The following is a 14,302-nucleotide window of genomic DNA, read 5'->3' as shown; positions in this document are numbered from 1 at the left end:
ACATCTTGTCGAAACATTTTTGTTACATTTTTGAAACATAAACCGATAAGTATCGTAGAACGATGTGGGGCACATGCTCCAGAACAAACGAAAGAGGGGAAAACATGAAAGCACGATTCAAGCAGTTCGTGGCGATGGTGACGGTTCTCGTCCTCGTCCTTTCGTTCCTGCCGCCAGCACTCGCTGACAGCGGAAACGGGATGACCAATGCCACATTACTCACTCCGGGGGAAGCGGTCGAATTCACGACCGGCACGGACCCGGTCAACACGTATTGGTTCAAGATGGAACGGGAGACGTCCGCGATGACACATATGGAAGTCACGTTCGAATCTTCGAAGCTCGCGAACATCAGCGTCTACCCGAGCGCCGACATGGCGGCGAAGGATGAGACGTTCGACCGTTACCGCGCGAGCGCGACGAAGGAAGAGGAAGAACAGACGGCCAAGATCGACTTCCCGTTCGCATGGGAAGGTCCATACTACATCAAGGTCGAGTATATGCCGATGGATCTCGGAGAAGAAATTCCAGGCGAAGAGATTCCAGGGGATGTGCTCCCGGTCGATGGGGAAGAGCCGACAGACCCAGGCATGCCGGATCTCGCGTCAGACATCAAGCTCGTCGTCAACCCGGTCAAACTCCCGGTCAAATACGAGCAGGTCGGCGGCGACATGTGTGCCGTCGAATCGATCGTCCAACCGGCACCGGAACGTGACTCGATGCTCAAACTCATCCGTCGCGTCCAAAGTGAAGTACTCGGCACGTCACAGGAAGGTCGCGACTTGTCGGCTCTTTACTACCGTGCCTCACCGTATATCGTCAAGGCGATCACGTTTGACGGCGAGAAGCGGAAAGCTGCCCTCACCGACTTGAAGACGCTCCGTCCGTTGTTGACGGCACTCGTCGACAAGAAGGCGTATACGCTCAAAACCCAGGACGCGGCGGCAATCAACCGTCTCCACGCCTTGGTCGACGCAAGCGTACCGGCTGCGCTACAAGGCGAAATCGGTGAGATCGCGACAGCGCTCGAGATGGACTCGCTCGCCGGGACTCCGGTGACGGACCTCTTCGGCAAGGTCGGAATGACGATTCAAACGGACGGCAGTGACGCACCGCGTTACATCGTCAAATACAAATCGTCACCAAACACATCGATCGGCAAGATGAACGCGATGAGCGACGTCTCGGCCGAGCGGATCGCCATCGGGAAACCGTCTGACTACTTCGCGCTCGTCGATGTGGAAGAAGCGTCGACGAAGATGCAGGCTCAGGCGAAGTCGACGCTCGAGTCGGACCGTAACGTCGAGTATATCGAGCCGGTCCAGACGTATCAGTCGTTCGCGACCGACGTCAGCCTCGACTATCAATGGGCCATTAACCAGAAGTCGGTTCTTGAGCCGTTCGCGAATGCAGGGATCGGCCTCGACAAGTATGAGGCGTTGAACTTGCCGAAACGGTCGATCAAAGTGGCCGTCCTCGACACAGGGGTCGACCATCGTCTCCTTGACCTAAAAGGCAAGGTCGATGTCGCAAACGCGAAGAACTTCGTCGACCCGAACGGGGAAGGCGACGCGATCGATGACCACGGTCACGGGACACACGTCGCCGGCGTCATCGGCGCGACACGTGACAATGGCGTCTCGATGCGCGGGATCGTCCCGAACGTCTCGATTCTACCGGTGAAAGTGCTCGATGCGGGCGGTTCTGGGGACACGGACCAAATCGCACTCGGGATCAAGTATGCGGTCGACGCGGGGGCGAAAGTCATCAACATGAGCCTTGGCGGCAACGAGAGCCGTACGCTCGGTTACATGTTGAAGTATGCGTATGACCGTGGCGTCGTCATCGTGGCGGCGACAGGGAACGATGCGCAGTCACGCGTGTCGTATCCGGCATCATCGAAATACACGATCTCGGTCGGCGCGACGAACGCCTTCGGGATCGTCTCGGATTATTCGAACTACGGCATCGGGGTCGACGTCGTCGCACCGGGCTCGAAAGTGGCGAGTCTCGTACCGGACGGGAACGTCGTCTATATGGACGGGACGAGCATGGCGACCCCACACGTCGCTGCAGCCGTCGCGCTCCTCAAGTCGTATCACCCGGATCTTTCGGTCGAAGACGTACGGACGCTCTTGCAGCGGACGGCGGACCCGATTGCCTTCTCGGGTGGGGACGCACCGTACGACCCACGCATGAGTGACGGGTTCGAGTATGTGTTAGAAGAATTGGGCATGACGCTCCCGGCTTATTACAACCCGGTGAGCGGATTCGGGAAGGCGAACGTCTATCGCGCCGAGTCGATGCTTAAATTGAACGCCTCTGGCGCGAACGCACAGGACAACTCTACGACGTTCAAGACGAAAGTCACGTCGGGGACGGCGGTCCGCGTGTATAAAGGAGAGAAGTTGATCGGACGGGGAACGTCGAAACAGACCGTTGCCGCCTTCTCGATTCAGCCGCAAAAAGCAGGAGCGGTCCTTCGCGTCGTCTATACGAACGGGAAGTATGAGACGAGCGAACGTGTCGTCGTGAAAGCCGGCGCACGTCCAGGCCAACCGACGGTGAACACACTCCGTTCTGGCGCGAAGTCGGTCACGGGTCGCGGCGACGCCGGGATGCGTGTCGTCGTCCGCAACAGCAAATATCAACTGTTGGGACGCGGAACGGTCCTCCCGAACGGCACGTTCTCTGTGAAGACACGTGCGCTCAAGAAAGGCGAGACGATCAACGTCCACATCGAGGACTTGAAAGGTCGTCCAGGCAAGATGAGCAAGACGACGGTTCGATAAGGGAATTCAATAGAAGAGACGGGTATGCCGAGGGATCGGGATACCCGTTTTTTGATGGGATGGGAGGAGGACAAAACAAAAAGGGGGTTAGGCCCCCTCTCAACAAGATTAATATGAAATCCGAGTGCCCTTCTGTGTGTAGGAAAGGTATACACTACTAGAGTTAATAGAATCAATTTCACTCTTTGTATAGGCTTTAGAACCTGACCCCATCCAACCCTCATCAACTTTAAACATAAGGACGGCATGGGTTACCCCGTCACCCACGACAACGTTATCTATTCCTGCCAAATCGTATACCAATGATTTGACTTGCTCTAGCGAATCGCAGTCGCTCTTGCCTCTGAACAACACGTCATAGGCAGATTTAAGGTTTTTATCTCCAACTACATCATTTGATTGATACTTAGAATGAACGAAATTTAAAAAGTTGTCTGTTCGGTACATCTTTTCATACGTCTTCATTGACATTCTTCCTTCAAAGTAAGGTGCTAGGGCATCCTCAGCATTTAACAGCCTACCATTATTTAAGTTCATGTATTCTGGACTGTTTGGGTCTCTGTTACCCCTCTCACCATCTAGCACACGATACATGTACTCGTCGAAACCAAACTCAGCCGAATCATACTTCGCATCAAACTCCGCCTTCACCCGTTTGTAGACCGCATCATACTCCGCCTGCGTATCGACTCCATATGTGTGACTTCCATAGACCGTCCGATTGATCCGATTGTTTGAATACGGCGCACGGAGATAAGAAGTAGGCAACCATCCTGTCTTCCCACCGACTCGGACACGGGACCACTTGCCGTACTCCCCAGTCTTGACGACGCGACTCCAGGATCGCACTGTCGTGACCCGTTTCCCTTTCGTCGACCACGTCGAGTACAAGTCCGTCGTTCGGTTCACGAGATACTCCGTCGAAATCAATGACGGCATGAGCGTAACTGATGGCACCCATCCCGTTCTTCCTTTATAGGTGATCTTCGTCCAACTCCCGGACGTCGCATTCTGATAGACGGTCGTACCGAACGTGAGCGGGAGGATGACCTTCGCCTTCTTCGACCGAGAGGCGTACACTTTCGTATACTCCGTTGTCACCCGTTCAGCCGTCGCGGTCGTCGATGCTGATTTGGCTTGAACAGTTAGGTCGGTTGAGGGAACGAACTCGATCGGTGAGAGGACGAGGCATCCAATCAGTCCGAACGAGATGGATGCTTTCAGTAGTTGTCGCATAGTGGAATCTCCTTTAAGTCTTCATTGTTTTTAGTATAGGACAATCCCTTACCAGACATCCGTCACGTTTCAGACGAAAAGGGAATCGATTTTTCAGTTTCTCAAGACAGAATCGGTGAGTAAGGAATCGTGCCAAATCGTCAATCAAGGCTAGGCAAATAGTCCTCACGAGCATGAATCATCCGAACCAGTCGCCGATTCGTGTATAGTTGGAATAACGGATGCTATTTTGGATATGTTTGGTTTTGTGAAAGAGGTCAATGATTTTATGAGTTGGAAATATCATTGGTGAAGATTGGTCCTATAAAATCAATAATGTAAAATAAATTTTGTAGGTAATTAATGGTATTAAAATGGTTTTCAACGAGTATTTCAGCTTAAATCGCATGAAATCAACAAAAATCGACTTGTTTCGACATTTCCAAAAAAGGTAAACCTAAAAATGAATTAAACTAAAATCTCCAAAATTCAAAAACGTTACCATTTTTGCGAAAAAAAACGCTTGTGTCGCTTGGAAGTGTTATGTATATTATGGATGTAAGGTTTTCCAAGAACAGTCTTGGTAAATTGTTCAAGATGATTCTTGCAAAGACTTCTACCGGGGGAGAACGCCCGGTCTAAAGAAGAGTCGGTTACATAATCATTAGTACTTTATTCATTGTTATGGATACATGACTCCGAACGAGATCGGTTGGGCAAGGACGGTAGAAAAACCTATCTACCTAAGGGAGGATTTACATCAGATGGCTAAGAAGAAACAATTCGTTACTGCAGCGGCAGCGTTCGCAGTAGCAGCATCAGCAGTAGCGCCTGCAATCACGGCAGACGCAGCATCAACAACGGTCCGTCTTTCATCGGACTACGTACGTGGGGGAGACCTCAACGCAGCACTTGACAAAGAATACAAGGGCAGCGAGATCCACTGGTACAAATCTTCAATCGACATGAACAAACTTGGTGTATTCCAAACAGCGAAAGGTTTCGTTAAAGGAAAAGGCATCAAAGTTGAGAAGAAACTTCGCGTCTTAAACTACGCACAAGAAATCAAACCTGAATCTGAATTCGTATTCGAGCAAGGCGTTCCTGTTTCAGGAATCCGTATTCAACCAGTTCTCTTCGCAGACGGCGTTGTATACAACAAGCCACTCTCAGTAGCTGGATTCAGCACTGAGAAAGTTGGAGAGTTCGAAGGAACACTCACTTACGCTAACAAAGCTTACGGCGTTGTTACGAAAACAGTTAAATACAAAGTAGTTGCTTCTAAAGTAGAATTCTCTGAAGTGAAGCACGAAGTAGAAGGCGACATGTTGTCTGTCTCTGCTGACGTGAAGAACCTCAAAGAAGGCGAAAAAGTTGAGCTCGTAATCTACCCTGGTAAAGATGAGTCGAAAGCGCTCGACCCAATCGCTGCTGAAGTAAAAGACGGCAAAGTTTCAGTTTCAGCTAAAGACGTTCCAGCTGGCACACACTCATTCGTTCTTCAATCAGGCGATGTGAAGACTGCAGCGATGGAGTTCAAGGTTGAAGAACAGAAACCTATGGTGTCTGGTGTAGAAGTACTCAATGCTAAACAGGTTGAAGTTAAATTCAACAAAGCGATTGAAGCATCAACAGTTCTTAACTCAAATGACGAAGTTCGAAATATTGCTTTCACAACTGTAGGAACAGCAGTAAATGCTGGCACACTTTCTGGTAAATTGTCAGAAGACGGAAAAACCCTTTTGATCACAGCTGCAAATACATTCGATGGTGAATATGCAGTAACTGTATCTGATGCAGTTAAAGATTCTAAAGGTGTTGCACTTGAAAAATATTCGGAACTTGTAAAAGCATCTGATAAAGTTGCGCCTAAGCTTGTTTCAGCATCAGCATCAGCAAAAACAGCTACTGATAAATTTACTTTAGTATTTGATGAGCCTGTTCAAGCTACTGGAGCAATCGTTAGTGTCAACGGAGTATCAGCTACAGTAGCTGCTAAACCTGGTTCAATGAACGAATTGGTTGTAACTTCAAGCGCGATGGTGAATGCAGGAACTACTGCAACGATTAAAATCATCAACGTTAAAGATTACGCAAACAACTTCATCACTCCAAACCCACTTGAAACTAATGTAACTGTAACTGCGGATACTGTCGCACCTAACATCGTTTCTACAAAAGTAATTGGTGAGAACAAAGTAGAAGTCAAGTTCGATAAGAACATGAATATCTCATCATTTGCAAACAAAGCTCGTTTGGTAGCAGGATCTGGGACAGTAACTAACCTTACTGCAACTGCTGGATCTGATGCCAAAACAGTAATTTTAACTGGTAGCCTTAACTACACTGATACTTACAGTGCGTTGTTGTTCCTAGATGCTGACATTAAAGATACTGCTGGTAATAATATTTCTGCATATTCTACTAGCGTAATCTTCAAGAAGGACGTTATTGCACCTACACTTTCTTCAGTAGAGTACAAAGACGGCAAAATTGTTGCTAAATTCAGCGAAAATATTGCTGCAGGAAGCAACTCGACTGTGACAGCAATCAATCAAACTACTGGGGTAGCTACAACCATCACTCTTGATTACACTACACTTGGTTCTGTGAATGCAGTCATTAAAGATGATACACTAACTATTACTCAAGGACTTGCTGATGGTACTTACCAATTACGTCTTCTCTCGAATACTGTAGTTGACACAGCAGGTTCTCCAAATGGTAATGCGTTAACTACTCAAAACTTTGTGGTTGTTAACAATGTTGCAAGTGACGATGTTCGTCCAACTGTATCTTCAATCGCAAACGGTTCTACACCTCCGGCACAAGGAACAGCTCCTGGACTTGAGCAAACTGTAACTTACACAGCTGCTGATCCTGAAAGTGGAGTTAGTCTTGAAACTGTACGTGATCTCAACAACTATACTTGGGATGGAAAAGCTTTACCAGCAGGTTCTTATGTAACTACAGTTCTTAGTGGACCGGCTTCAAAAGCTACATCTGTAGCAGTTACAGTTCATATTCCTTCAGAAAAGATTTCTGCAACTAAAACAGCTCCATTTACGGTAAACGGTATCCGTGATAATGCTGGTAACTCAATTCTTTCGGTTGGAACGGGAAATGTTACTTTAGCAGATGGTCTTAAGCCAACATTCGATTCTGCAGTTATTGCTTCTAATGAAGCAGGATTAATTCTTGGATTCAGTGAAGCTATTCAGCATTTTGACAAAGATGATGTTGAGATTCTTTTGAATGGTAAAGATATTTCTGATGTAGTTACATTTACAAATTCATTAACTGAAAATAACAAGTATGTAGCTACTGCTCAAGTAACTAAAGTAAAAGGTATTTCTGGGGCTGCTGACACGATCTTCGTAGATGTTGATGGCGACGGATCGTATAATGCAACTACAGATGCATTGATTGCTCAAGGCACTGGAATTGTAACTGCAAACGGTCTCGAAACTTTGAAATTTACATCTGCTAATCAGTTACAAGTTAAACTTGTTGCTGAGACATCTGATGAAGTAACCGATCTTCAAGGAAACCAAGCTGTATTTAACAAAACTATCACTGTAAAATAATTTTAAAATTAGTCTTAAAACCCTTGCTCAGTTTTAACTGAGCAAGGGTTTCAAAATATTATTTAATGTTAAATAATGGGGGTTAAGGTATAAATGAGAAATTTTAATTTCATAATTGTTTTTTTTGTAATAATAATCTCTATTTCACCATATAATTATGTTAATAAAGTTTCTGCTGCTTCTTCTTCTCAATTTTCATATTATGATTTGTGGAATGAGCAAAAAAAAGAACAGCCTAACAAAAATTTAAACTATAAATTTACATTTAATAAGATAGATAATAAAATTCATTTTGATAATCCATATCTAGGTATAAATGGTTACATGAATGAATCTTGGAACTATAATTTCAATAATGCTTATAATTTTATGCGTTTCTTTAAACATGACGCAAGAATTGATTTTTATAGCGAAAATTATAATTATGAAAAATATATAACGAAATCTTATATTTATGGACATACTCTAGACTTATTAAAAAAATATACTAAAGTCACAACGAAAAAAATGGAAATTAATGATTACATTGTTAATAAAGTAGAATATTCAAGACCTAAAATCAACACCATAAATAACGATTTAAATTCATATACTTACTATTTCATAGAAACAGAAGATTCAATTAAAATACTTCATTTAAAGACAAATTTATTAAGAAAAGAATATTATCAAGATGAGCTAGAAAGGAATATTTTAAACTTTGAATTTGAGAAAGCATTTCCAATTACATATGAGGAAAATAAAAAGTTTGCTAAAAATTACAAAAAAACAACTTACTTCTCTACTGCAAAAGGTTTGTTAAAAGTTCCAACTGGTAAAATTTTGTTAGGCGCTTACACAGAAACTGATTATCAATTTAACAAGTTAAGAAGTGACACTAAGGGTAAGCCTGTTGTTAGAGCTTTTTACAAATCGATAGTCTCTAATTTTGATCAAGAAGTTTGGAAATTTAGCGAAAAAGGGCAAATCCCAATGGTTTCAATGCTTTTTGAAATTGCCAACAACAATAATAAAAATATAATGAGTGAAACGATTTCCGGAAAGTACGATTTAAATATAAAAAGTTGGGCACTAGGTACAAAATTAACTAAAGGAGATGTACTATTTAGAATTGGAAATGAAATGAATGGTAATTGGAGTAAATGGGGTCCAGGCAATAATTACAATGACTCAGATTTGTATCAATTGGCCTTTTTAAGAGTGCGCAACATTTTTGAGAAAAACAATGTGAAAAATGCAAAGTTTGTGTTCAATCCAAATTCGCAATCTTCACCCGATTTATCGTGGAATGATAATGTTATGTATTATCCAGGATCAAATAAAACAGACTTTATTGGAATTACTGCATATAACTACGGAACAAGAAGTAAAGATAAACCTCAAAACTTTAAAAATGTTTATTCACCAATTTATTATGAAATGAGTTCGAAGTATCCTTACAAGCCAATGATAATTGCGGAAATTGGAGCTGTTGAAGATAAATATGCACCAAAATCAAAATTTATAAATGATGCCTATTTAGTTCCTCAAGCTTTATTTCCCTCAATTAAAGCAGTAGTTTGGTTTGATCAAGATCATTTGCCTTATCGATTGAGATTTTCGAGTTCGAAATCATCTTATGAAGCATTAAAACAACTTAGATATAGAAAAAGTATTGTTTCATATTAATTTTGTTCATGGAGGGAAATTTGATGAATTTTTACTTAGAAACGATATTAAATGTTTTTATGATATTAATTATTAGCATGTTTTTTTATTGGTTTATCATCAGTTTATTTGGTTTTGGGAAACACAAAACACTCTTAGAACGTACTCCTCAAAAAAAATTTGCTATCATTATACCTTCTCATAATGAGGAAAATGTAATTGTACCTCTAATTAAAAATTTGAAAAGTTTGGATTATCCTAAAGAACTATATGATATTTATGTGATTGCAGACAATTGTACAGATAGAACTGCTCATTTAGCTAAAGAAACCGGTGCAAAAGTTATAGAGCATACTTCTAAAGTTGGGGAATTAAAAGGAAAACCCTATGCAATTCAATATGCTCTAGAAATTTTAGGAGAAGATTTAGAAAAGAAATATGATGCTATAAGCGTTTTTGATGCGGATAATTTAGTATCGAAAAATTACTTAATAGAAATGAACAAACACTTGTTAGAAGGTCACAAATTAATTCAATGTTATTTAGATACTAAGAATCCGAATGATAACTGGGTGACTTTGGGTTATGCCACTTCATATTACTATATGAATAGGAGTTGGCAGCTGGCAAAATCCAGATTAGGTTTAGGAAATGCAGTTGGCGGTACTGGTTTCACTGTAGAGGTTCAGCTATTAAATAAAATTGGATGGTCTGCGCGATCTCTCACAGAAGATTTAGAATTCACAATGCAATGTTTGCTTGAAGGGGAGAAAGCGTATTGGAGTCATGAAGCAAGAATTTTAGATGAAAAACCGGTTAGTTTTAAATCTTCATGTATTCAAAGACTTCGATGGGCAAGAGGACATTGGGATGTTTGTTTCAAATACTCTCCAAAATTACTTAAAAGATGGATTTTAAAAAGGGACTTTGCGGCATTCGATGGGTTTATGTATTTAATCAATCCTGCAAAAATGGTAACCGGTTCTTTCTTAGATCTTTTTTTAATCATAATGACAGTCAACTTACTTTTTAGTGATACAAAAGAAAGTATAACATTTTTACTTCCGTTTCATGTGGTTTTAACATTTTTTGCTTTTTCATTGATATATATAGTGTACTCGATAAGAAAAGATGTGAAATATGTAAAAGTTAATTACGTAAAAGCGATTTTATCCATGATTCTAACTAATATTTCTTATCTACCTTTATTTATTTGGGCTTTATTTACTTATAAAAGGAAGGAATGGAATCCTACTCAGCACACTCGAAATATTCAAATTGAGGATATTAGTGATTTTGAGGAGTTTGAAATGGGGAAAAAATAATTTTGAACAGCTTATTTAATAAATAATAATATTCGAAAAATGATTCATTGAGCTTTCAATAGATACTTGAAAAACGCACATTTACATCACCTCATAAAAATTAGATATAAAAAATAAAGACTTTAACAGCTTTCAATCAAGTAGATAGGACAATTACTGAAAAAATAATCAAGTACGATTTTGACAATGTTTATTACACGAAATATAAGAAATGAGAATCAAGGAAGGCAAGAGCAAAAAGTATAACCCGAAATATCTGTATTTTGCAATACAAATGTGATTCTCACGCAATGTTGGTGAACGATGACGAGCGACCGCCCGAAGGTGGTCGCTCATTTTTTTGCAATATCAGTGAGCACAACTCGGCTCAGGATTTCGACAAAGCACCCGAATCTTGAGCAAGTCAAAATTTCCCCTTCCGTACATGAGTCGCTTCATCATCTTTAGACGATTGACGTTTCCTTCCACGTAACCATTGCTTTCTTCAAACTGACAGGCTGCCAGGATCACCTCTACATTTTGTTTGAGGCGACCCACGAAACGCTTCAGTCCGGGATGTGATGTGACTTGTGGATTGGTGATCAACGAAAGGAGATGTCCCGCGTCCCGTTCCCGAATAGCTTCCCGAAATCCTTGAATGAAACAGAACGGGATGGCGAGGTCTTCGTAACGGACCAACAGGTACGAGACATCGATGGTGTCATCCGGCCTAGTGACAGGCCATTGCCAGAGTAGACGACAGGCATCCTTGCGTGATACGAAAACCTGAGGTTCGGGAAGACCCTCACTCCGAGCGTCGCGTGAACGGTGACGGACCGCGCCAAACGAGCCTCTGTAACCTAATTGTCTCAGATGAGCGTCCGTTTCCTGGAGTGTGTATCGATTTCGGACACATTCCCTCAATTGTGGCATGAAACGATCGATCAAGTGAGGTCTTTGTCGTTTCGGCGGGGAGGGTTTGTAAGCCGGATCACTGTATTTTTTGACGGTCCTCCAATTCAAGCTGAGCATCTGGGCGATCGCATTCAGACTCATCCCTTGGCGGTGCATGCTTTGAACCCTTTCGACCAACGGTCGTTTTGTCTCGTTCTCGGGTCCAGTCGGATGTTGCGGTTTCAAACCGTATGATACGGCACCTTTCGGATTTACAGGGATTCGAGAGGGGAGGACACGCTGGCATATCAAATTGAGGCATCGCCATAGGTTATCTACGAGGTGGAAGCGGTCGCTCACCACTACGATGTCCTGGTCGAGCAATGCCTCTTGATAGGCTGGGAATCGATCGACCGATGCGCGGATAGGCCGTTTTTCCAGATTCACAAGCCAATCCTTCAACGTGTCTGCTTCGCGGGTCCGCAGCAGGTCGATGGGGCGATGGGTTGTCGCGTCACAGATGATGGTCCCGTATCGGTGACCCTTTTTGAAGGCCAAGTCATCAATGCCGATCACCTCAGCACAGGGGCTCGGGACGGGAACGCGTCGTAGCACCCTAAGTAGCGTGTCGTGACTGATTCGAAAACCTAGGACGGTCGTGACACGCTCGGCTTCCTTCGCACTCATGGCCAACATTAAAGTGGACAACACACGCTCCGTACGGAGCGTTCTCCGCGAATGAGAAATGGCCCACGGCAATCGCTCTGTAAAGATGGAACGTTGGCATATTGAGTTGTCGCAGAACCATTTCGGTACTTGAATGTTCAGACGGAAAACCTGATGTATTCCTGAGAAGTCTTTTAGCCGCCGTGTCGTGAAACTGTGACGTCGGTGACAAAACCGACCACAGTCTGGACAGCATGCACCGCTGGACACGAGACGAGCGGCACAGTGTCTCACCCCGTCGTGTGAGTGAGCACTCGTGACACACAGGCGATCATCTAAGAACTCCAACTCGTTCATGGAAATCAATCCTTTTTGATTTTATTCCCATAATGTCAGCATCATTACCTCACCAACATTGCGTAAGAACCACTCCTATTTTTCACTACACATCCGAAACTTATCGAAAGGCCCCGTGGAGATTTCTCTCTACGGGGCCTTTTGCATAGAAGTCAATCCTATTAAAGAATTAGGTAACATTGTTCTGTGAATTTCGAAATAGGTATTCGTAATTTTTTTGGTGTCCTCAATCAAGTGGTACAATCGATTCTTAATAAATTCATTTGTGAAAAAATGAGGCTTCATCCATGACGAATCTTGTCGAACGATTCATATCCAAATTTGAAAAATGGATTTCCGTATGCTTCAAAAGAAGACACGCAAATCGATACACAGAGGCTACAATGAAGCGTATTGATTGAATGGAGGAGGAACAAAGATGAAACGAAGCATGTATAAATTAATCTATTCACTCATTGTCATGTTCGTCATGATCTCGACTGTCGTGAACGTTAATGCAGCGGAGTCGCAGTATACATTACCTGTGCAAGGACAAGTGAATGGGGAGATAATCAAAGGTGATGAAAAGCAGACTTATGAATTAGAATTGACAGAGGCGGGACGAATCACGATTGATCTAAACTCGTCAATTGATTCGGACGGTAAGTTCCAATTTAGGGATAGTCAAAACAATTTTATTTTCCAAACGTATATTGAAGGAGATTCAAAAAATCCTGGGCGAGCGGTTTATGTCCGTGACTTAGAAAAAGGGACCTATCGATTGACAGTATCAAACGACGATACAGGTGGGGCGCTTGGTAAGTATTTCATCAAGACGACTTTCAAAGCAGCGGCTACAGACGATGTCGAACCGAATAACGGAACGGCAGAGGCACAGAAGCTTACGTTTGGTAAAAAGACACGGGGTTACTTATCTACACAAGACACTGTGGACGTATACGGAGTTCAGTTGACGAAAGCCGGGACACTGACGGTGGATTTGTCCTCATATGTTGACGGATACACGATGATTCAATTAATCGATGAATATAATACGCAAGTCTATGGAACATATATCGAAGGAACGTCCAAAAACCCAGTGAAATTCTTCCGAAATGTTAATTTAGAACCGGGACAATACTATTTACGTGTATACGATGAATCTTCAAACGATGACACGGGTGTGTATGAAGTGAAAGCAACGTTTGTTTCGGCAATGAACACTGAAGTGGAGCCGAACAACGGTACGGTAGAAGCGAAGGCCTTCCCGTTCTATAAGACACAAACCGGATTCCTCTCATGGAATGATCAAATTGATGTCTACAAGATTAGTATTCCGAAAACGAGTAAAGTCGGAATTGATATGACCTCGTACGTTGAAGATTATGCTACGGTCACGTTGTTTGATGCGAATAACAATAAATTGATGGGCCAATACGTTTATGGGTCTGCTAAAATGCCGGGACGATATAAAGAGTTCATCACACTGACGCGCGGAACCTATTATTTATCCGTTCGTGACGATTATGGGACAGATGACACTGGAAAGTATAAGTTGAAAGTCACTTCGACCCATCTTTTACCCGCTTTGTCTGTCAACAAAGTGACAGCTCGTTCGACAAAAGTGAGTGGCAAGACGGAAAAAGGTGCGACGGTCACGATGACGATTGGGAAGAAATCATACAAGCGAACGGCTGATGCGAAAGGGAACTATTCGTTCTCCATCAGCAAACAAAAAGCCGGGACGAGCATTAAAATCTCGAGCAAGAACAAGTATGGATCGTCTGTGAAGACGGTGAAAGTATCGAAATGAAACAATAATCTTGAATGAGTGAGAGGGTTCGGCAACGTGTCGAATCCT

General features: G+C 43.1%; 7 protein-coding genes. 5 read left to right on the top strand and 2 right to left on the bottom strand.

What is annotated here, in order from left to right; all coding sequences use genetic code 11:
• Positions 1-104: 104 nt before the first annotated feature.
• The gene (locus KNO72_RS08695; RefSeq protein ID WP_214757861.1) at positions 105-2,792 is read left to right on the top strand and encodes a S8 family peptidase; all 2,688 of its coding nucleotides are present in this window, start codon (positions 105-107) and stop codon (positions 2,790-2,792) included.
• Positions 2,793-2,900: 108 nt separating this feature from the next.
• On the opposite strand, the gene KNO72_RS08690 is transcribed toward KNO72_RS08695, so the two are convergent.
• Positions 2,901-4,028 carry an SH3 domain-containing protein gene (locus tag KNO72_RS08690; protein WP_214757859.1) on the bottom strand — a complete coding sequence of 376 codons (1,128 nt, stop codon included), beginning with the start codon at positions 4,026-4,028 and terminating at the stop codon, positions 2,901-2,903.
• Between the two features lie 743 nt (positions 4,029-4,771).
• Here KNO72_RS08690 and KNO72_RS08685 point away from each other — a divergent pair.
• The 3 genes from KNO72_RS08685 to KNO72_RS08675 all read left to right on the top strand — a co-directional run bounded on the left by KNO72_RS08685 (position 4,772) and on the right by KNO72_RS08675 (position 10,566).
• Complete coding sequence (locus tag KNO72_RS08685; RefSeq protein ID WP_214757856.1) at positions 4,772-7,594, top strand: Ig-like domain-containing domain; 2,823 nt, start codon at positions 4,772-4,774, stop codon at positions 7,592-7,594.
• Positions 7,595-7,687: 93 nt separating this feature from the next.
• Positions 7,688-9,262 (top strand): glycoside hydrolase family 26 protein, encoded by a 1,575-nt coding sequence (locus tag KNO72_RS08680; protein WP_214757854.1) that lies wholly within the window; start codon positions 7,688-7,690, stop codon positions 9,260-9,262.
• Positions 9,263-9,285: 23 nt separating this feature from the next.
• Positions 9,286-10,566: a glycosyltransferase family 2 protein gene (locus KNO72_RS08675; RefSeq protein WP_214757852.1), complete on the top strand. Its 1,281-nt coding sequence runs from the start codon at positions 9,286-9,288 to the stop codon at positions 10,564-10,566.
• 348 nt (positions 10,567-10,914) lie between these two features.
• On the opposite strand, the gene KNO72_RS08670 is transcribed toward KNO72_RS08675, so the two are convergent.
• Positions 10,915-12,462: an ISL3 family transposase gene (locus KNO72_RS08670; protein ID WP_214757850.1), complete on the bottom strand. Its 1,548-nt coding sequence runs from the start codon at positions 12,460-12,462 to the stop codon at positions 10,915-10,917.
• Positions 12,463-12,880: 418 nt separating this feature from the next.
• Between KNO72_RS08670 and KNO72_RS08665 the strand changes: the two genes are divergently transcribed.
• Positions 12,881-14,254 carry an Ig-like domain-containing protein gene (locus tag KNO72_RS08665; RefSeq protein WP_214757848.1) on the top strand — a complete coding sequence of 458 codons (1,374 nt, stop codon included), beginning with the start codon at positions 12,881-12,883 and terminating at the stop codon, positions 14,252-14,254.
• Positions 14,255-14,302: the final 48 nt, after the last annotated feature.

Origin of the sequence: Exiguobacterium sp. s123 (genome assembly GCF_018617075.1) — a bacterium.
Lineage (GTDB): Bacteria > Bacillota > Bacilli > Exiguobacteriales > Exiguobacteriaceae > Exiguobacterium > Exiguobacterium profundum.
Note: the sequence above shows the minus strand (reverse complement) of the source record. Positions and strands in the feature narration are given on the sequence as shown.

Excerpts from the sequence above, each read along its gene's own strand:
- KNO72_RS08690 (WP_214757859.1), bottom strand. The coding sequence starts at position 4,028 with ATGCGACAACTACTGAAAGCATCCATCTCGTTCGGACTGATTGGATGC.
- KNO72_RS08665 (WP_214757848.1), top strand. The coding sequence starts at position 12,881 with ATGAAACGAAGCATGTATAAATTAATCTATTCACTCATTGTCATGTTC.
- KNO72_RS08680 (WP_214757854.1), top strand. The coding sequence starts at position 7,688 with ATGAGAAATTTTAATTTCATAATTGTTTTTTTTGTAATAATAATCTCT.
- KNO72_RS08670 (WP_214757850.1), bottom strand. The coding sequence starts at position 12,462 with ATGAACGAGTTGGAGTTCTTAGATGATCGCCTGTGTGTCACGAGTGCT.
- KNO72_RS08685 (WP_214757856.1), top strand. The coding sequence starts at position 4,772 with ATGGCTAAGAAGAAACAATTCGTTACTGCAGCGGCAGCGTTCGCAGTA.
- KNO72_RS08675 (WP_214757852.1), top strand. The coding sequence starts at position 9,286 with ATGAATTTTTACTTAGAAACGATATTAAATGTTTTTATGATATTAATT.
- KNO72_RS08695 (WP_214757861.1), top strand. The coding sequence starts at position 105 with ATGAAAGCACGATTCAAGCAGTTCGTGGCGATGGTGACGGTTCTCGTC.